Origin of the sequence: Streptomyces rhizosphaerihabitans (assembly GCF_025399795.1) — a bacterium.
GTDB classification, from domain to species: domain Bacteria; phylum Actinomycetota; class Actinomycetes; order Streptomycetales; family Streptomycetaceae; genus Streptomyces; species Streptomyces rhizosphaerihabitans.
Map to the genome: position 1 here is coordinate 33437 of NZ_JAODTZ010000026.1, position 18118 is coordinate 51554.

Genomic DNA, 18118 nt, shown 5'->3' on the forward strand with positions numbered 1-18118 from the left:
ACCGACTTCGACCGGGCCCAGAAGTTGGCGCTCACGGACCTTGTCCAGGTGCCGGACACGCACGAAGTGTGGGGCGCCGGATCCATCGCAGCCGGTGGCGGAGGCTCCGAGCTCAACTTCTCGCACGGCGTCGTCGTGGTCTATGAAGCGCCCGGCGGGTAGGCAGGGAGCGGGCCGGTCGGCTGGGCGGTTGCCATCAGTACCCCTGATCTCAGATGTCCGTCAAAGCGGATCAAGCCCAGGAGTCCAGGTTCTCGAAAGTCGATGGATCGAGCCACACGTCCCGCTGCCACGGCGGGTTGGCCAGAGCCAGGACCGCCGGCACCAGATGGACTCGGAAGTTCGCTGTGCGCCGGCAGTCCTCACTCACGGGTCCGAGGGTAGCGACCGTGGCCCACGGGAGCCTGTCAATTTCCCCGCACCTGCTCAGCCTCAGAGCCTCAATGGTTCTGCCGGGCACTGACCTTGGGGCATTTTCGTGGATGTCAGTCTGGGCTAGCGCTTCTTGTGCCTCATACCCTTGGCTTGCTTCTCCTTGCGCTGGGACACGCTGTACGCCCGACCACGGCTCCTCATGTGCTGGGCAGTGGCCGGTGTCTGGCACCACTTGTCATGTCATCCACGGTCACAGTCTCTTGGCCCGCGCTGTGAGGGCGGCGCAACTGAATTTCCCAAGCAGCCTTACAGGTTGGAAACCGGCCGCTACGGCGGTCGGACTAGCTTCGTGACTATGAGGGTGTGGACGCCAGTACGGCTGGCGCTAGGCAGGTTTGATGCAATCGGCAAGAGTGTTTTAGGCAAGGGCAGTTCGGGGCGCCGCCGCAGTGGCCGAACGCCTCCCGGCCGTCGGCCGATGCCTGGCTGGCGCAGCATCAGGGGCCGTGTGGTGGTGGTCATCACGGTCCCGATCTGCCTGCTGCTGGCGGTGGCCGGTCTCGCCGTGCACGGCCGCGCCGTGGCCTTCGGTGACGCCCGGACGACCCGTTCCGAGGTTGGTCTCAGCCTGCGAATCCAGGCCCTGGTACACCAGCTGCAACGCGAACGCGGCCTGACCAACGGTCTGTTGGGAGGTGAGGAGGATTTCGGCCCACCACTCGCCGCTACTCGCAAGCGCGTTGACACGGCACTGCGCGCAATGCGCCGCGAAAGCACCGTCGAGGATGTTGTCCAGCGGCACTTGCAGGGCCTTGCCGACATCCGGGCCGCTACCGACAGGGGCAGCGCCGAAACAGGCACCGCAGACCGGGCCGTGACCCTGAACTTCTACACCACCGCCGTCGAAGCTCTCAACGCCGTCGACCAGGTAGCGGAAACCGCGACTGGCGCCGACCGTCAATTGCTCGACGGGCTCGCGGCGTTGCGGGAACTGGCCGCCGCCAAGGAGTCGGTCGCTCTCGAACGCGGCCTCCTCAATGGCGTGTTCGCCGAAGGCGGCTTTCACGGCCGCGAGTACCTCACGTTCGCCGAGGTACGTGCTACGCGCGTTGCCGCCCTCGCCCGTTTCCGGCAGATCGCCACCGCACCCCAGCGCGCGGCTCTGAAGAACGCCTTCGGCACCGAGGACGCCGAACGCGCCACCGTCTACGAGAGCCGGGCGGAAGGCGCCGCCGATGGCTCCGCGCTGCACGCCGACGCCGGCGCCTGGTGGGATGCGATGACCGTACTCGTCGACGATCTGTACGCCGTCCAGCAGTCGGTCGGTGACGATGCGAGGGACCGGGCCAACCGGCTCAGCCACGACGCCGAGATCGGCCTCGCCGCTTATCTCATCGCGGGAGCGCTCATGGCCGGCCTCGTCGCGAGCCTCGCCGCCTTTGCCTCCCGTTCCCTCACGCGCCCGCTGGGCGCGCTTGCCGAGACTGCCCACGACGTGGCGCGGCACCGGCTGCCCGCGACCGTCGCCCGTATCCAGCAGTCCCCGCAGGACCATGCTGAGCTCCTTTCGCCGGCGGACGCGCCGGACAACCCCGATTCACGGCTGCTGGGCGGCGCGGCGGAGATCGCCGAGGTCGCAGCGTCCCTGCACCAGGTGGAACACACCGCCCTCCACCTGGCCGCCCAACAGGCCGGCCTGCGCCGCAACACCACCGAATCGCTCGCCAATCTCGGCCGCCGCAACCAGAACCTCGTGCGTCGTCAGCTCAGGCTCATCACCCGCCTGGAACGGCAGGAACTCGACCCGGACGCCCTCGCCGAGCTGTTCGAGCTCGACCACCTCGCCACCCGTATGCGGCGCAACGCCGAAAGCCTTCTGGTCCTGGTCGGGCAGAATTCGCCGCAGCCCACGGCAGCCCCCGCCGACGGCCTGGAAGTTGTCCAGTCCGCCGTCGCCGAGGTGGAGCAGTACCGACGGGTCCTGATCGCCACCATGGAGCCAGTGCGGGTGCGCGGGCACGCCGTCGCCGATGTCGCCCACCTCCTTGCCGAACTCATCGAGAACGGGCTGACTTTCTCGCCACCGACCGAACCGGTCGAGGTTCACGGCTGGTACGACACCGAGGACGACACGTATTGCTTCGCTGTCGTCGACCACGGCATCGGCATGTCCGAAGCCGACAAGGAGCGTGCCAACGCCCGCCTCTCCGACGTCGGCGAGGAAGCTTTCCTCGCCGACCCCACTCGGTTCCTCGGCCACCTCGTCGTCGGCCGACTCACCCACCGCCTCGGCGAAGGTGCCCAAGTCCACCTCTTCGACACCACCGGCGGAGGCCTGTCCGCACTCCTCGCCCTCCCCGGACGCCTGCTCGCCCCCGTGGAAGCCCCCTCCGTCTCACCCCCGCCCGCCAGGCCCGCTGTCTCCTCCCTGCTCAACGGCTTCCGAGCAGGTGTCGCCCGCGCCGAGGCCCGAAGCACACAAGGAGCGTCATAGTGACCACCGCCATCCAGAATTTCGGCTGGCTCATCTCGGAGTTCGTACGCACCGCCGACGGCGTCACCGATGCCGTCGCCGTCTCCACCGACGGCCTGCTCATGGCTGCCTCGGACAGCCTCGGCCGAGATCGCGCTGACCACCTCGCCGCCGTCGTCTCCGGCATCACCAGCCTCGCCCAGAACGCGTCCACCGCACACGGCTTCCGCGGCATGAAACTCGTCATGATCGAAATGCTCGGGGGCTTCCTCATGGTGGGTCGCATCCGCGACGGCAGCTGCCTCGGCGTCCTCGCCGCCGAGGGGTGTGACGTCGGCCTGGTCGGCTATGAGATGGCCATCCTCGCCGACCGCGCCGGAGAACTGCTCACCCCGCAGTTGGTACGCGAACTCCACTCCGCTCCCCTGGCCGCGGGATAGTTGCGGCGCGCTCCGGCTACCTGCGTCTCAGGACACTGCATCCGCGACAGATCCCCAACGTCCCCGCGCCCACCGCACGCGTGCCATACGAGATGTGTGCCACGAGCGCAGAGGCCCTCCTGTCCGCTGGACAGAAGGGCCTCTGGCCCGGTGTTTCTCTGTGCCCCCGGCAGGATGCGAACCTGCGACACCTGCTTTAAGTCGCCTTCCTCCCGCGACCGCGCTGACACCCAAACACGACCCGGTGAACCGTCCGGGCACCAAGACTAGGCCCAATGCCGTGACTCTGTTGGTGATCTTGGCGGGGTGGTGACGGCGGTCGCTGGTGGTGGTTGGCTGGTCGGTAGCGGGGCGGCCTCGGTTTAGGGGCGGTGGACGGTGTCGATGCGTCCGGCAAGTTTCCAGCGGATTCCCCCGATGACGGTCCGGACGGCGTGGGCGGCGTGTCCGAGGGGAACGCCGGTGATGCTGATGCGGGACCGGCTGGATGTGGTGTTCGCCGACGAGGACTTCACTCACCTGTATCCGGCCGATGGCCGACCGGGTTTCTCGCCAGGGCGGTTGGCGCTGGTGTCGGTGCTGCAGTTCGCGGAGAACCTTTCGGACCGTGCGGCGGCGGATGCGGTGCGCACGAGGATCGACTGGAAGTACGGGCTGGGCCTCGAACTGGACGATCCGGGGTTTGACTATTCGATGCTCAGCGAGTTCCGGGGCCGGTTGGCCGAGGGCGACCGGGCCGATCAGCTGCTGCAGTTGATGCTGGACCGCTTGGTGGCGGCCGGGCTGCTGAAGGGGCGGGGCCGACAGCGTACCGACGCCACCCATGTCCTGGCGGCGGTGCGGCGGTTGAGTCGGCTGGAGTTGGCGGGCGAGAGCGTGCGGGCTGTTCTGGAGGAGATCGCCGAGGCCGATCCGGACTGGCTGGTGCCGCTGATCGAGCCCGAGTGGGCCAAGCGGTACGGCCGGAAAGTCGAGATCGGGAAAGTCCCGGGCGGCAAGGTAGCGGTGCGCGAACGCGCCGAGGAGTTCGGCCGGGACGGGCAGAAACTCCTCACCGCGGCCTGGGCGGCCGACGCCCCACCCCGTCTGCGGATGCTGCGGCAGGTGGAGATCCTGCGGCAGGTCCGGATCCACCAGTACTACTGGGATCGCGAGGGGCAGCTGCGCTGGCGGGAGGGCACTGCCCTGCCGCCGGCCTCCCTGCGGTTCGACTCCCCGTATGACACGGACGCGCACTACTGCGTCAAACGTGGTGTCGAGTGGAGCGGATACCGGGTTCATTTCACCGCGTCGTGTGATCAGGACCTGCCGCACCTGGTGGTGCACGTGGCCACCACCATTGCTCCCGTCCAGGATGGGCAGTTGACCGGGAAGATCCACGACGACCTCGCCGCCCGTCGCCTGGCTCCCGCCGAGCACATCGTGGACACCGCCTACCTCACTCCCGCCCACGTCGAGCGGGCCCAGCGCGTCCACGGCATCACACTGCTCGGCCCGATCCTCGCCGACAGCAGCCGCCAGGCCAAAGAAGGCTCGGGCTTCGACAAGGCGGCCTTCACCATCGACTGGGTCAACGAGCAGGCCATCTGCCCGCGCGGTGCGACCAGTGCGTCCTGGACCAAGCTGAATATCTCCGGCCACACCTATCTTCAGGCCCGCTTCACCGAGACCGACTGCCGGCCCTGCCCAGACCGTGCCCGGTGCACCTCCTCCGCCACTCGCGCCCGCTCCGTCGCAGTGCTGCCGCGGGCACTGCACGAGATCCAGATGCGCAATCGGCTCGACCAGCAGACCGAGCAGTGGCAACGTCGGTACGCGATCCGCGCGGGCATCGAGGCCACCCTCTCGCAAAACGTCCGAACTCACGGCCTGCGCAGAGCCCGCTATCGAGGCCTGGCCCGCACCCACGTGCAGCACGTCCTGACCGCCATGGCCTGCAACCTCAGCCGTCTCGCCGACTGGTACGACACCACCTCATCAGCCCGCCGGGCACCCCGCTTCCGAACTCTCTGCAACACAGCGGGATTCACGATCACCTGACCGCCCGAGATCACCAACAGAGTCACGGCATTGGTACTAGGCCCCCTCTCACACCGGTGCGGCGCTGTCACCCGGAGGCCGGCGGAGCAGGTGCAGACAGACGAACGAGGCAACGACGGTCCGTCGTTCGGAGGCGTCCAGGCGGGGATTCGTTTCGACTGCGTACCGCTGCAATCCGAGCCACGCGTCGACGGTGCTCACGGTGACCCGGCCGAGTATCTCGGGCGCCGGGCTCCGTTCCGGATCGGTCTCCGTAAGAAGCCATTCGTCGGATAGGTGACCCCACCGTGTGAGGAGGAGTTGGCCTCCCTGTTCCGTCCGAAGGGTCAGCCGTAGGGTCTTCATGACTCCACGGGCAACGGCGGTGCCGGCCTCCAAGTCCGCGCTGTCGGTGAAGTGGAACCGCACCGGTCCGAACTGGCTGAACCGGGAACGCCTCTTGATACGGACGATGCACTCACCCGGCCCATGTAATCGGCCCGTGGGCGGGAAGGGGGCCATGCTTGCGCCAGCCTCAAGCTGGGCGGCGCTGACCGGATAGCCGGAGGCTGCGGCTTGCTCATCAGTTCCCGGTCGGCGCAGCTCGGTATGGTTCGTGGCATGAGGGAACGCTACGAATCCAGATAGCGCCTTTGTCGGTGGAATGCGCGAGGGTCGACGAGCCCGGCAGTGTCGTAGTAGCGCTCGTCAGCAGGGTCCGTCCGTAGGACGGTGCGCCGACCGGTCGGCGGGAGGTGAACGGCTTGCCGATGAGGCCAGATCGTGCATGCCCGATAACGGAGCGACACACGATGGGTCGCCTGCGAGACGGGATCTCGACTACTGTCTGTGAGACCTGTCGGCCGCTGGCCCCTCTCCCTCGTGCTGAGTCGAGCTCTCGCCTGTTGCCCCAACCAGCACGGTCGAGTTCCGGTGCTGGTTCGGTGCTGACTTTCAGGCCGCCGATGAGGCGAAACCGCAGGTCCTAGCTCCGGTCGGATGAGTTGTCGTACCACTCGATGGTCGTGCCGATGAGGGACGCGGCGACGATGCGCTTGAGGTTGCCGGGTGTCGGGGGAGCGGTGGTTCCGGAGGCCATGTGCGCCACTTCCTCGTGTGCGGTGGGGACGGGTACGTGTCGGCACACGGTAGGAAGATGCACGTCAGGGGCACATGTGGTGGGGCAACATAGTTCGAGGGGTGGTTATGCGTGCGGCCGCCATGCCGGCTCACGGAAGGGCGGTTCAGGGGCCCGGAGGTGGTCGAAACGAGCGCCGTCCGGGACGCGCAGTTCGGGGTGATTTGACGGTGCGGTGCTGACTCCCGTGCTGGTTTGGTGCTGACCAAAAGTCCACGTCATCACCCGTCTTCACCTGTCCCGTGCTGACTTGGTGCTGACTACGCTCCGTTGAACTCGGACATCTGGGGTTGATCGGCTCAGAGTCGTTGCGTGGTAGGTGACCGGGCTGAGAGACCGAGCCCGGCCTTGCCGCTCAGCCGCCGTGGGCATGGGCAAGGTGCTGCACCTGGGCGTGGTGCGCGTTCGTCCCGGCAGATTCTTCGTCTGCTGGTGGTACACCGTCTGCATGACTCTGAACAGCGCAAATGCGCTGTGTGGAGGGCTATGGGCAGACGTCGGCCCGGGTATGGTCCGGATCTTGGGAGGGGGACCCGGCTCGCGGTCTCAGTGCCTTCTGTGATCCACCTACTGCGCAGACAGCCCGGCACCTCGACTTTCTCGTCAACGGCTGTACGGCGCCGCCCCCGTGCGTGATCGCGGTCGCATACAAGGGCCGGAAAGCTGAAGAGCCGTTCACGCCCCGCCCGGGTGAGCCCGTCGGGCAGACGACGGGCCCGTCCGGGCGGGGCGAACGAGGGGTCAGGCCCGATAGGCGACGTTCGCCATCATCCCGGCCTCGCCGTGGTACGCGTTGTGGCAGTGCAACATCCACTGGCCCGGGTTGTCCGCGTCCAGGAAGACGGACAGCTTCCTCTTGGGCAGTATGATCGCGGTGTCCTTGCGCGGCCCCGATTTGCCGAGCTGGTACGTGTGGCCGTGCAGGTGCATGGGGTGCCACATCTCGGTGTCGTTGACGAAGTCGAGCCGAACGCGTCGGCCCTCTTCGATGACGATCGGATGCGCCTCGGGATCCTTCATGTCGAACGGCATGCCGTTGATGGCCCAGTCGTACTTCATCATGTTGCCGGTCAGTTTGATCTGGTGTGTGACGTCGGCCTTCGCGGACTTCAGGCGTACGTCGTCGGCGGCGCGCAGCTGGGACGCCGTCATGATCATGCCGTCGAGCTCCTTCGGGCGGACGGTCGCTTTCGGCGCGCTCCCCGAGCCCGTGCGCACCAGGGCCAGGCCGTTCGAGTTCTTGCCCTCGGCCAGCGCGACGAGGGGGAAGACGCCGTCGCCGAGGGTGACGAGGACGTCGTAACGCTCGCCCATGCCGATCAGCAGGGCGTCGACTTCCTGGTGCTGGACGGGGAAGCCGTCGGTGTGGGTGATGGTGAGTGTGTGCCCGCCGAGGGCCACTCGGTAGGCGGTGTCCGAGCCCGCGTTGATGATCCGAAGCCGTACCCGCTTGCCGGGCTTGCCGGTGTAGACGTCCGGGTCGGCCGCCACGCGCCCGTTGACCAGGTGGTGCGGGTACTTCACGTCGCCGGCGTCGCCGCCGAGCAGCTTGCTGGTGGCGCCCATCAGCATGAACTTCTTGGACATGCCATGGGACGGCGAGGCGGAAGCGGAGGAGGAACCGCCCATGTCCATCCCGCCCATGTCCATCCCGCCCATGTCCCCAATATCGTCCGAGCCGCTGGGGCTCGGGCCGCTCATGTCCATGCCGCTCATGTCGGCCATGCCCCGCTTGAGTTCGGCGAAGACCTGGTCCGGGGTGCCGGTGACACCGTCGACCCAGTCGTCGAGGAGGACGACCCACTCGTCGTCGTAGGCGAGGGTCTCCTTGGGGTCCTCGACGATCAGCGGGGCGTACAGGCCGCGGTCGAGCTGGACGCCGATGTGCGGGTGGAAGAAGTACGTGCCCGGGGCGTCGGCGATGAAGCGGTACGTGAACGTGGAGCCGGCCCGGACGGCGGTCTGGGTGGCGGGCGGCACGCCGTCCATGTCGTTGCGCAGCGCGATGCCGTGCCAGTGGATCGACGTGGCCGTCTTGTCCGGGAGCTGGTTGGACAGCTCGGCGACCAGGGTGTCGCCGACGGACAGCCGGACCTCCTTGCCCGGGGTGCGTCCGTCGAAAGCCCAGGTCTTGGGCATGACGCCACCGCCCAGGTCGATCGTCGCGGGAGCCGCCGTCAGGGTGAGCTTCGTCTGCCGTCCTGTGTTGCTGCGCTTGTTCTCAGCGGCGGCGACCGCCGAGCCGGACGGGCCGACGAGGGCGTCGCCGCTGCCGGAACCGGAGCCGCTGCTGCAGGCGGTGAGCGCGCCGGCACCTGCGACTCCCAGTCCTGCGAGCAGGACGGAGCGACGGTTGATGCTGTTCATTGTGTCGGGTCCTCTGATTCGAAACTGCCGATGTGGTCGCGGAGGGACGGCACATCGCGCGCCGTCCGGCGCGGCCTATATGCGCAGTTGGGAGAGGACGAAGAGGTCGGGTGGGGCGCGGCCGACCGCCGCGGCGCCGGGTGCGCGCCCCGCTGCGGCGTGTCGGAGGTTCACCAGCGGGTCGAATGCCGTCTGGCCGGGCAGGGCGAGCTGAAAGGAGTCGACGTTCGCCGTGGTGCAGTGCTGCATGCCCGGCATCGAGCAGGCGCAGCCGTCGGCGTTGTGGGCGGTGAGGCCGGAGACCGACGGTGCCGTCTTGTCCGGCATCACGGGCATCATGTGACCGGCGTGAGCGGAGTCCGGCATGGAGGAGACGTCCATCGAGGGCATCTCATGGTGGAAGAGGACGGCCAGCGCGACGCACAGGGTGAGGAACACCCCGTACGCCCAGCGGACGGCTATGCAGCCGCCGCGAGCCGACCGAATCGTCATGCGCTCCACCTGGTGAGTGTCATGATTGCTGGATCAGCATATTACCCCTAGGGGGTAAGCGTGTCCGTCGGCTACCGGGTCAGCTCTTGCTGAGCCGGGGGCCGTCGTCGTGGCGCAGGACGGCCAGGCGGCGGTGGTATTCGTCCTCGTCGATCTCTCCGCAGGCGAAGCGTTCGGCGAGAAGCTGCTCGGCCCCGGACGACGGAGCACCGGTCCTCGGTGTCTCGGTCCTCTCCGGCCGGGCCAGGGCCCTGAAGAGCAGGACGCCGAAAGTGATGATCAGTGCCCAGAAAAGCGACCATGCCGACTGACATGGCGGCCCAGCCCCATCTGCTGGGATCGTGGTCGTACCACAACATCACGGTCACCCACTTCCTCGCGGCTGTGGAATGCGGGCCTGGTGCCTGCGGCTTCCCTATGCCTCACTTCCACCGTGGCCCCGGCCCGCCGCCCCGTCATGAGCCGAAACGGTCAACACGTCTGGGCCGTTGGGCCCTTACCTCCCCGCAGGGTGTCCCGGAGGAGTCTGCGAGGTAGCCCAGCACGAGGACAGAGAGGAGATCTGTGGATACTGCCGGCATCGTCGTGGTGGCGCTGGCCGCCGCACTCCTTGGCGCGCTGGGCTGGTATTTCTTCGGCCCGCGCCGCGCCCGTACCGCCCGCCTTGGTGAGGGTTTGATTCTTATATGCGCCACTGCGTAGGGGTTCTAAGTAGCCGACTGCGATCTCCAGGTCGGCGATATGCCGGTAACACTGCCTATGCGGCAATACGAGAGACCAGTAATACGCCCGGTTCCTTCAAAGAGCTCCCGTCTCATATGAGAACCAACCGGTTCACACACAACTCGGAACCTGCATCCCGGAGCCCCGGCCGCCCCCGCACACGCCCGGTGGGCCATCTCGGCCATGTCCGAGGGCCTTTGCCCCCCGTGGCCGCAAGGCCGGCCGACAGTGGGTGAGGTCCATGGGCTCATGGCCCGCGCAGCCAGTCGTCGGCCATTCCGTGCTCGGTCGGTCCGGTGGCCTGTGTCTGCCTGTCGTCGAAAGCGGTAGGTGAGGTCGTGCACGACCTCGACGACACCGTCCAGCGGGCGCGTCGGACCCACGCGACGGCGGCGCTGCGCCGCTTTCCAGCCGCTCGGTGAGCGTGACCGCGCCGTCGTGGACGGCGACTTCGGAGATCTGGGGGCTGACCCGGAGCGCGTCGGCGAACACCTCACGTCGCACGGCCTGCCAGATCTCCTCGGCGGAGCGCAGGAAGACCTGGAGCAGGTCGCGGCGGCTGACGATGCCGACGAGCCGGTCCTTTTCGTCGACCACCGGGAGTCGTTCGATGCCGTGTCGCGTCATCAGCCGGGTGGCCTCCGGCAGAGCCGCCTCCACGGGACCGTCACGGCGGGCACCGGCACCAGCCAGCCGGCGGTGCGCGCCCGGACCTGACAAACCCCCTGGCTGACGGTGAGTCAGGCAAGGTCTGTGGAACCGCCCTGAGGGCCCCTCTGTTTCGGCGGTGTGTGCCGTATCACGCCCCCAGGGACCGCCCAAGTTGTCTTAGTCACAGCGTAAATGCCCCTTTTGTGTCCATGCTCGACCTGGACAGCGACTCCCGAAGTGGAGCCCGTCGGCATGGGCGCGAAGTTCCGAAGCGGCCCATGACACAGCCCTCGTGACGTTCCTCCTCGTTCCCCTGGAAAGGTGCCCATCATGGCCGCTTACCTCTGTCCTCCTGCCGTGATACACGGCGAGCACGCCGTGGAGACCCGCCAGATCGTGGCGGAGGTGCGCGACCGGCACCCGCATGCGGCGTGGGCGCCGCGGATCGACGGCATCGCGGCCAGTACGGGCATCGAGACCCGCGGGTGGATGCTGCCGCTGGAGACCGCCGTCGCGCCCGGCGACGGCAGCGGCCTGCAGGCTGTCGGCATCGGGACCGCCCAAGAGGCGCTGGCACGCGACGGGTTCACCCAGCAGGACGTGGACCGCGTGATTGCCGCCCTCGAGGCGATACCCGCGCCGCAGACCGTCCAGGAGCGCACCGCGCCGGCCTGGGAGGCCGTACAGTCCTACGGGGAGCGTGCGGCGCGCGGGGCCCTGCAGATCGCAGGGCTGGACGTCGCAGACATCGACTGCCTGATCACCAGTCACTCCACCACCCCGGCGCTGCCTGGCCTGGACATCGCCCTGGCCAACAAGCTTGCGCTCCGCAACGACGTGATGCTGCTGCCGGCCACGCAGTGGGCCTGTGTTGCGGGGACCCGCTCCCTGGCCCTGGCGGCTGATCTCGTGGCCGCGGACCCCGATCGGGTGGTCCTGGTCGTGATCGCGGAGGCGCTGAGCACGACCTACCAGCCCGCGGACGACACCCTCGAGTCCCTGATCGTCCGGTTGCTGTTCGCGGACACCGCGGTCGCCGCGGTGGTCACGGGCCGCCCGAGGCGGGAGTCGGTCCTGCGGCTGGACGCGGCCTGGCACCACACCGTGCCCGACACCCAAGACCTGCACTGCCTGGAAACACGGGCGGACGGCACCCACTTCGTGATGGACCGGCGCGGGCCGCGCGCCGTACAGGAGACGGTCACCGCGATGTGGGAGTGGCTGCGCGTCCGTTACCAGGACGACCCCGACTCCTGGCACCCCGACGTGCTGCTCGCGCACCCCGGCGGGACCCGGGTGCTGGAGTACATGGAGCAGACGATGCCCGACGCATGGCCGTCCGGGCTGCTGGACTACAGCCGGGACAGCTACACCAGCGGCAACCGCGGAGGCGCCGCCGTGTTCGACATCCTGAGGCGGGCGCACGACGCCGGACAGAAGTCGGGCAGTCGCGCCGTCCTGTACGCGGCGGCACCGGGCCTCACCGCCACCGCCCTGGAAGGGGAGTGGCTGTAGTGAGAGCCCGCGCCACCCGTAGCAGCGAACGGGCCGCCCGCATTACCGGTTGCGCCACCGGTACCGCTGAGGGCGCCGTCCGTACCGTCGGGGGTGCCGGCTGACGCGCACGCCGCCCCTGCCCCCGCCGCGCTCGCGTACGCCCGGCCGCGCCCCGCTCCGCAGCCGCGTCATCTTGCGACTTCCGCCCAGACCACCTTGCCGGTGTCCGTCCACCGCACACCCCACCGGGTGGTGAGCCGGTGCACGATGTGCAGGCCACGCCCGCCGTCGTCGAGGAGGCCGTTCCGGCTCAGACGCGGCCTGCCGTTGCCGGTGTCGCCCACCTCGCACAGCAGGCCGTGACCACCGGCCCTGATCAGTCGTATCGTGATGGGACCGGCGGCAAAGCGCACCGCGTTCGTGACCAGCTCGCTGACCAGCAGCCGCACGTCGTCCTGGGTGTCGCTCCTGGTGTGCCATTGCCGCAGCAGTGCGGAGACGCGCGCGCGGGCACGGGCGGGCGCGTCGTCGCGAGCGGGTAGCCGCCAGGTCGCGGTGTCCCCCTTGCGGTAGCCGATCATGCGCGCGAGCAGCAGGGTCACGTCGTCGCGCTGGCGCACGGGCGCCAGCGCGGAGACGACGTGCCGTGCGGCCTGCTGCAGGGCATCCCAGGGGTGCACCGAGGACACGGCATCCGTCAACCTGCTGATGCCCTCGTCGATCGACAGGGCCGGATCCTCCACCAGGCCGTCGGTGTAGAGGGCGAGCAGGGAGCCCGGGGGCGCATCGAACGTGTGTACGTCGAACGGTTCCCGCAGCGCGAACTCGGCGCCCAGACCGGGGTGAGGGTGGACCGCGAGCGGGCCTGCGTGCCCGTTCGGAAGCACCAGGACCGGAGGGAGGTGGCCCGCGCTGGAGAGCGCCACGTGGTGGCTGACCGGGTCGTAGAGGGCGATGCAGCAGGTGGAGCCGAGGGCGCTGTAGCCGGCCGCCAGCCCGGACTCCGCGTCGTCCAGCAGCGTCACGGTCTCGTCCAGGTGCTCCAGCACCTCGTCGGGTGCCAGCCCCGCGGACAGCAGCGCACGGGCCTCCATGCTCAGCTGGCCCATGGTTGCCGCGGCTCCCAGGCCGTGCCCGACGACGTCACCGACCACCAGCGCGGTACGGCCGTCCGGCAGCGGAAAGCTGTTCACCCAGTCGCCGCCGACGCCCGCGCTGTCGGGGGTGGCGGGCTGGTAGACGCTGGCGATCTCAATGGTGTGGCCGCCGGTCCGGGGCAGCAGCCGGCGCTGCAACGCCAGCACCTGTGTGTGCTCGCGCTGGTGTTGACGGGCCAGGTCGACGTGATGGGCGGTCCTGGCCACCAGTTCCTGCAGGTCGAACAACTCGCTGTCGTGGAAGGGGCGGTCCGCCCGCCGCCAGACCTCCGCCACGCCCAGCACGACGGGTGGCGCGCCGTCCAGGACCAGCGGTACGCACGCCACACTCGCCGACCGGTCACCGGGCACCAGGGCACGGATCACCCGCTGACTGCCGAGCAGCCGCTCGACCGCCTCGCGGTCGGGTATGACGATGGGCTGCGGGGCATCGTCCCGCCGTACCGCCTGTGCCAGCAGGCGACTCGCGTCGCTCGGAAGATCGCCGCCCGGAGTCACGTAACCCTCGGGCCACGCCCGGTCCGGCACCAGGGCTGCCCGCCGTAGCCGGATGCGCCCCTGCGCGTGCTCGGTGACTCCCTCGCCCGTCCACACGGCGAAGTCGAGGTCGACGGCGGCCACGTCTCCCCAAGCCAGCAGGGACTCCGCCAGCGACTGCGCGGTCTCGCCGATGTCCAGCGAGGTGCCGATCGCGGTCTCGGCGGCGTACAGGTGCAGCCTCCTGGCCATGGCGATCACGGAGACGGTCAAGCCCTCCTGAGGCGCTGCGGCGGGCAGGATGCTCAGCGAGACCACCAGCTCCGACCCGTCGGCGCGCCGCAGGCGCTGGATCCGGGCGACGTGTGCCTCACCGATCTCCAGGACCTGCCGCAACCGCCGTGTGACCGTCGGTACGTCCCCGGCGGGCAGGAGATCGGCGAAACGACTCCCGGCCACGGCGTCCAGACCCGCGAATACGGGGGCGTCCAGATTGCTGCGGGTGATTCTCAGATCCCTGTTCAGGATGACCACGCCGAGAATCTGATCCTGACGGTCGGCTGCCGGGTTGTCGGGTACGCGTTGGCTGGTGGCGCGGTCGCCCCGCGCGTTCGCAGGACCGGCCGCCGCTGCCGCTCCGCCGCGCGGGATGTAGCGCCCCAGGGCGCTGCTGACCTGGTCAAACGGCGAAGAGGACGAGGGGGAGGGTGTGGAGTCCATGCGGCTCCCTCAGCAATCCCCGGCGCAGCGCCGGGGCTGCACTCGGACCCGTGCGTCGGGGCACCGAGATCCCTGACCGCACACCTCATTGAATAACACCGGGGGTCGCTTCGCCCACACCAGCGGATCGCGCGGTGAACGCTGACCATGAGGAATGCCGCGGCCGGTGGGGCCGTGCTCCACCTTGCCGGGGGCGTCGCCCGCCAGGATGCGACGACCGCCGCAGGACCACCGGGCGCCGGCGCCGACGGTGATGGCCAGTCCGAGTTCGCTGTAGAGGCGCGCACAGGAGCAGCATGATCAGGCCGCCCCACGTTGTGCAGACCTGCCGCCCGCGGGATGCCGGGCATTGCGCTCGGCGGGGCGGTAGCCGGACCTCTCATCAGCATCTCCGACAGCGCCTCTCGGGACCGGTGGCACCACCCCCTGGGTCATCCGCTCCAATGCCGTTGCTTTTGGGGTGCCGGTGGTGTTGAGCCATGGGTGTCGGTGTCGCGTCTGGAGTGGCTGATCGAGGACGACCGGACCCGCGCGTGGCTCGGTGACTTCCTCTCCTTCGCAGCGAAGGAGAACCTGTTCGCCACTTTCTGGCGCCGTCGCCGTTGCGGGGGAGGGGGAACCGGACAAGCGGTGGGACACCGCCCGGATCGCCGCGCTCAACGAGTTCCTGGGCTGCTACGGCCTGGACCGCTGGTACGCCTGGCAGGTCACGATCCTCCGCCTCGGTCCGGTCTGGCAGAGCGACCACCCCGCCGCCCGCTCCCGCGCTGCGGAACTCCTCACCCAGGGAGAGGTCTTCGCCTTCGGTCTGTCCGAGAAGACCCACGGCACCGACATCTGCTCCAGTGTCGGCCCGAGGCCGTCGTCGGTTTCATAGCGGGCGCCGGCCTGCCCCTCTACGCCCCAGCGTCACCTTGACGAGCCGGAGTCAGTGACCGTGAACGCTCCGGTGGCGGGGGGCTGTACATAGGGTCATATCCGCCGCCTCGTCCGCGGCCAGACCCGCCTCGCGAAGTCGGCCGCCGCTCTCGCGCAGGTCGAGGTGGAAGCGCGTGGCCTCGCTGTCCTGCTTGAGGCCGTGGATGCGTTCGTCGATGTAGCCGAGGCTGTCGAGGGCCTTGCGGACCTTGGCAGGGGTGGGCTCCGAGACCGCCTGCAGCGCCTGGACGATGCGCTGTTCGTGCTGGACGCCCGCGCACCGGTCGCGGTCGTTCAACTCCGCCTCGGGCCCTGTCGGGGCGCCGGGCCCGATCGGGTCGGTCGGAGGGGGCTCTCCAGAGGGGAGGCTCTGCTCGCCGTCCGGACCGGTCGGCTTCTTGCCAGTCGGCCCCGACGCGTTCTTGCCGGTCGGTCCCGAGGCAGCCCCGTCGGTCGAAGAACACGGCTGCGCGACCTTGGCGAGCATCGCCGCGAACGCAGCCTGCTCGGCCGACGACGACGCGGCACTCACCTTGGAGCCGGCGTTCTTGGGCGGGCCGCCCTGTGGTCCATCGCCGCTCGGTTCGTCACTTCCGCAGCCGGAAAGCGCCGGAGCGGCGAGGGCGGCAACGCGGAAACCGGCGACTGACGAGCGACGTCGCCGCATCCGATGGTCGGCCGACACGGCGCGATTCGTCTCCGCGTCCCAGGACGGCATCCCAGCGTTTCCCTGTTTCCACAGGTCAACAGGGGTGGGATGTCCCACCGTCCCAGGTACGGCGGCGGCTGTTGCCGTGGTCCCCGGCGTCCTGGAAGCTCTGCTGTCGCACCAGGCGAGGCGGCCCGACCGCCCCGCCGACCGTTCCTTGAACGGTCATTCACATTTCCAACACGAGGGGGGAACTCGTGCGCAGAATTGCGCTGCCCGTGTTTGCCGCGCTGTCCTTATCTCTACTGCTGCCGCAGGGGGTGGCGGGGGCGGCACCTTCGGGTGCGTCGCCCGCCGCGGCGGCCGCAGTCGTCGATCCGCCGCTGGCGGACGGCGAAACCCAGCAGGTCGGTCCCGGTCTGTACTCGACCGCGGACCAGTCCTTCGAGATCTACGAGACGGACGTGACAGAAGGCCTCATGAGCCGCAGTCACACTGTCAGCGCTCAGGCGGGCGATGTCGCCAGGCCGGAGTCCGCACCCGCGTCCCGCGCGGACATGGGCGTCTTCGGTCCGGGCTGGGAAGCCGAGTTCGTGGGGGGCCAGCTCGACCGCCAGTTGGAGCGGAAGACCGACTCCGTCGTCGTCACCGACCTCACCACGAACACCCCGATCACCTACGCTCTGAAGAGCAGTGTCGACTCCCCGAGCGGTGGCGGCGTCAAGAAGTACGCGACCGCCGAGGGCGACAAGCTCACCGAGACCACCAAGTTCGACGAGGCGACAGGCACCCTGGTGTCCACCATCGTCGAGACCGTCAACATGGCCGCCTCGGCCGCGGACGCGGATCAGTCCGCGGACACCGACGCCGACGCTCCCGTCGGCATCGACAAGCTGACTCCCACCTACACCTGGAAGCAGGCCGCCTCGGGTACCGACACCTGGCGTGTCACAGGGGTGGGCACCGTGGCCGACGGCAGTCTCTCCACCGTCGCCTATGACACCAAGGGTCGGGTTTCCACCGTCACTGAGGCTGCCGCAGGGGAGGCCCCGCAGCAGTTGCTGAAGGTCACCTACTCGACCGCCACGACGGCCAACGGCACGACTCCCGGTGAGTTCAACGGGCGCGCCAAGGAGGTCAGCGTCACCACCGGTGCGACGACGCAGACGCTCGCGCGGTACTCCTACGACGCCTCAGGTCTGCTGAGTTCGGTGGCCAACCCGGCCGAGGGCACCGAGCCGGTCTCCTCGTACGCCTACGACTCCACCGGACGGGTCTCCGACGTCACCTCGCCGTCCAACGGCAACTGGGACCTGACCTTCCCGGGCAGTTCGGCCTCCCCGAACGTCGAGCCTGTCGGCCCCGCGCGTCCGACCGCCGAGTCGCCCCTCGTGGGTGCGGCCGGCATCACCGACGAGGCCGCCACCGCCCCGCCGGCGACGGACTTCTCCGATGGAGAGATCACCGACCCGCAGGCCTACCCCCGCCACTGCGACCGCGCGGTGGACTGGATGTGGTACCTCGAGAGCGGCTGCGCCGCGTGGGCCGCGCACTACGGCTGGCACAAGCCGTCTTGGAAGCAGACGCCGACCAAACACTGGGTCATGGGCATCAGCTATGACGGTTGCAGCACCCCCGGTCCCAACATCAGCAGCCCGTACGGCTTCAGCTTCCGGACCGCGTGCGACACGCACGACTACGGCTACGGCCTGATCGGCAACACGTACAAGGGCTACAAGTACTACCTCGACCGCAGCCAGAAGTCGGCCGTCGACAGCGTCTTCTACACGACGATGAAGACGTACAGCTGCAAGCACTACTTCATCACGACGAGACCGAAGTGCTACGCCCTCGCGTACGCCTACTACAAGGCCGTGGGCTGGAAGGGCAATCCGAAGAACGGCGCCAACGCGACCTGATCGAGGTCGCGGTGCCCTCTGACGGGGCGCCGCACGACATCACGACCGGGCATGCCGATCAGGCATGACAGAGCCGGGTGGTGCGGACCTCGCACCGCCCGGC

Annotated in this window: 13 protein-coding genes and 1 pseudogene; 7 read left to right on the top strand and 7 right to left on the bottom strand. The window is 68.9% G+C overall.

Translation table 11 applies throughout. From position 1 onward, the window contains the following. Positions 1-232 precede the first annotated feature (232 nt). On the bottom strand, positions 233-370 hold the full coding sequence (locus tag N4G66_RS24765) for a hypothetical protein (RefSeq protein WP_261706387.1): 138 nt from the start codon (positions 368-370) through the stop codon (positions 233-235). Between the two features lie 360 nt (positions 371-730). Between N4G66_RS24765 and N4G66_RS24770 the strand changes: the two genes are divergently transcribed. The 3 genes from N4G66_RS24770 to N4G66_RS24780 all read left to right on the top strand — a co-directional run bounded on the left by N4G66_RS24770 (position 731) and on the right by N4G66_RS24780 (position 5328). Continuing rightward, positions 731-2869: a nitrate- and nitrite sensing domain-containing protein gene (locus N4G66_RS24770; RefSeq protein WP_261706388.1), complete on the top strand. Its 2139-nt coding sequence runs from the start codon at positions 731-733 to the stop codon at positions 2867-2869. Beyond that, positions 2869-3288 (top strand): roadblock/LC7 domain-containing protein, encoded by a 420-nt coding sequence (locus N4G66_RS24775; RefSeq protein ID WP_261706389.1) that lies wholly within the window; start codon positions 2869-2871, stop codon positions 3286-3288. The genes N4G66_RS24770 and N4G66_RS24775 overlap by 1 nt, the downstream gene beginning before the upstream one ends. Before the next feature lie 417 nt (positions 3289-3705). Continuing rightward, positions 3706-5328 carry an IS1182 family transposase gene (locus tag N4G66_RS24780; RefSeq protein WP_261706390.1) on the top strand — a complete coding sequence of 541 codons (1623 nt, stop codon included), beginning with the start codon at positions 3706-3708 and terminating at the stop codon, positions 5326-5328. 1858 nt (positions 5329-7186) lie between these two features. On the opposite strand, the gene N4G66_RS24785 is transcribed toward N4G66_RS24780, so the two are convergent. The 3 genes from N4G66_RS24785 to N4G66_RS24795 form a co-directional block, all read right to left on the bottom strand. Further along, positions 7187-8812, bottom strand: coding sequence for a multicopper oxidase family protein (locus tag N4G66_RS24785; protein WP_261706391.1), 1626 nt, complete (start codon positions 8810-8812; stop codon positions 7187-7189). Positions 8813-8887: 75 nt separating this feature from the next. Next, positions 8888-9304 (bottom strand): DUF6153 family protein, encoded by a 417-nt coding sequence (locus N4G66_RS24790; RefSeq protein WP_261706392.1) that lies wholly within the window; start codon positions 9302-9304, stop codon positions 8888-8890. 79 nt (positions 9305-9383) lie between these two features. After that, positions 9384-9644 (bottom strand): SHOCT domain-containing protein, encoded by a 261-nt coding sequence (locus N4G66_RS24795; RefSeq protein ID WP_391858880.1) that lies wholly within the window; start codon positions 9642-9644, stop codon positions 9384-9386. 224 nt (positions 9645-9868) lie between these two features. Between N4G66_RS24795 and N4G66_RS24800 the strand changes: the two genes are divergently transcribed. Next, positions 9869-10006, top strand: a complete 138-nt coding sequence (locus N4G66_RS24800) for a hypothetical protein (RefSeq protein WP_261706393.1) — start codon at positions 9869-9871, stop codon at positions 10004-10006. Positions 10007-10138: 132 nt separating this feature from the next. On the opposite strand, the gene N4G66_RS24805 is transcribed toward N4G66_RS24800, so the two are convergent. Then, complete coding sequence (locus N4G66_RS24805) at positions 10139-10654, bottom strand: CBS domain-containing protein (RefSeq protein ID WP_261706468.1); 516 nt, start codon at positions 10652-10654, stop codon at positions 10139-10141. A 354-nt stretch (positions 10655-11008) separates the two neighbouring features. Here N4G66_RS24805 and N4G66_RS24810 point away from each other — a divergent pair, with 354 nt between their 5' ends. Then, positions 11009-12193, top strand: a complete 1185-nt coding sequence (locus N4G66_RS24810; protein WP_261706394.1) for a type III polyketide synthase — start codon at positions 11009-11011, stop codon at positions 12191-12193. A gap of 170 nt (positions 12194-12363) precedes the next feature. Here N4G66_RS24810 and N4G66_RS24815 read toward each other — a convergent pair whose 3' ends face one another. Beyond that, a complete protein-coding gene (locus tag N4G66_RS24815; protein WP_261706395.1) occupies positions 12364-14529 on the bottom strand; it encodes an ATP-binding SpoIIE family protein phosphatase in 2166 nt (721 codons plus the stop codon). A 504-nt stretch (positions 14530-15033) separates the two neighbouring features. On the opposite strand from N4G66_RS24815, the pseudogene N4G66_RS24820 reads away from it, so the two are divergent. Next, positions 15034-15376 (top strand): annotated as a pseudogene (locus N4G66_RS24820) (acyl-CoA dehydrogenase); the annotation flags it as partial. A gap of 81 nt (positions 15377-15457) precedes the next feature. On the opposite strand, the gene N4G66_RS24825 reads toward N4G66_RS24820, so the two are convergent. Then, entirely contained in the window at positions 15458-16165 is a 708-nt protein-coding gene (locus tag N4G66_RS24825) for a hypothetical protein (RefSeq protein WP_261706396.1), read from the bottom strand. A gap of 188 nt (positions 16166-16353) precedes the next feature. On the opposite strand from N4G66_RS24825, the gene N4G66_RS24830 reads away from it, so the two are divergent. Continuing rightward, positions 16354-18015: a phospholipase gene (locus tag N4G66_RS24830; protein WP_261706397.1), complete on the top strand. Its 1662-nt coding sequence runs from the start codon at positions 16354-16356 to the stop codon at positions 18013-18015. Positions 18016-18118 lie beyond the last annotated feature (103 nt).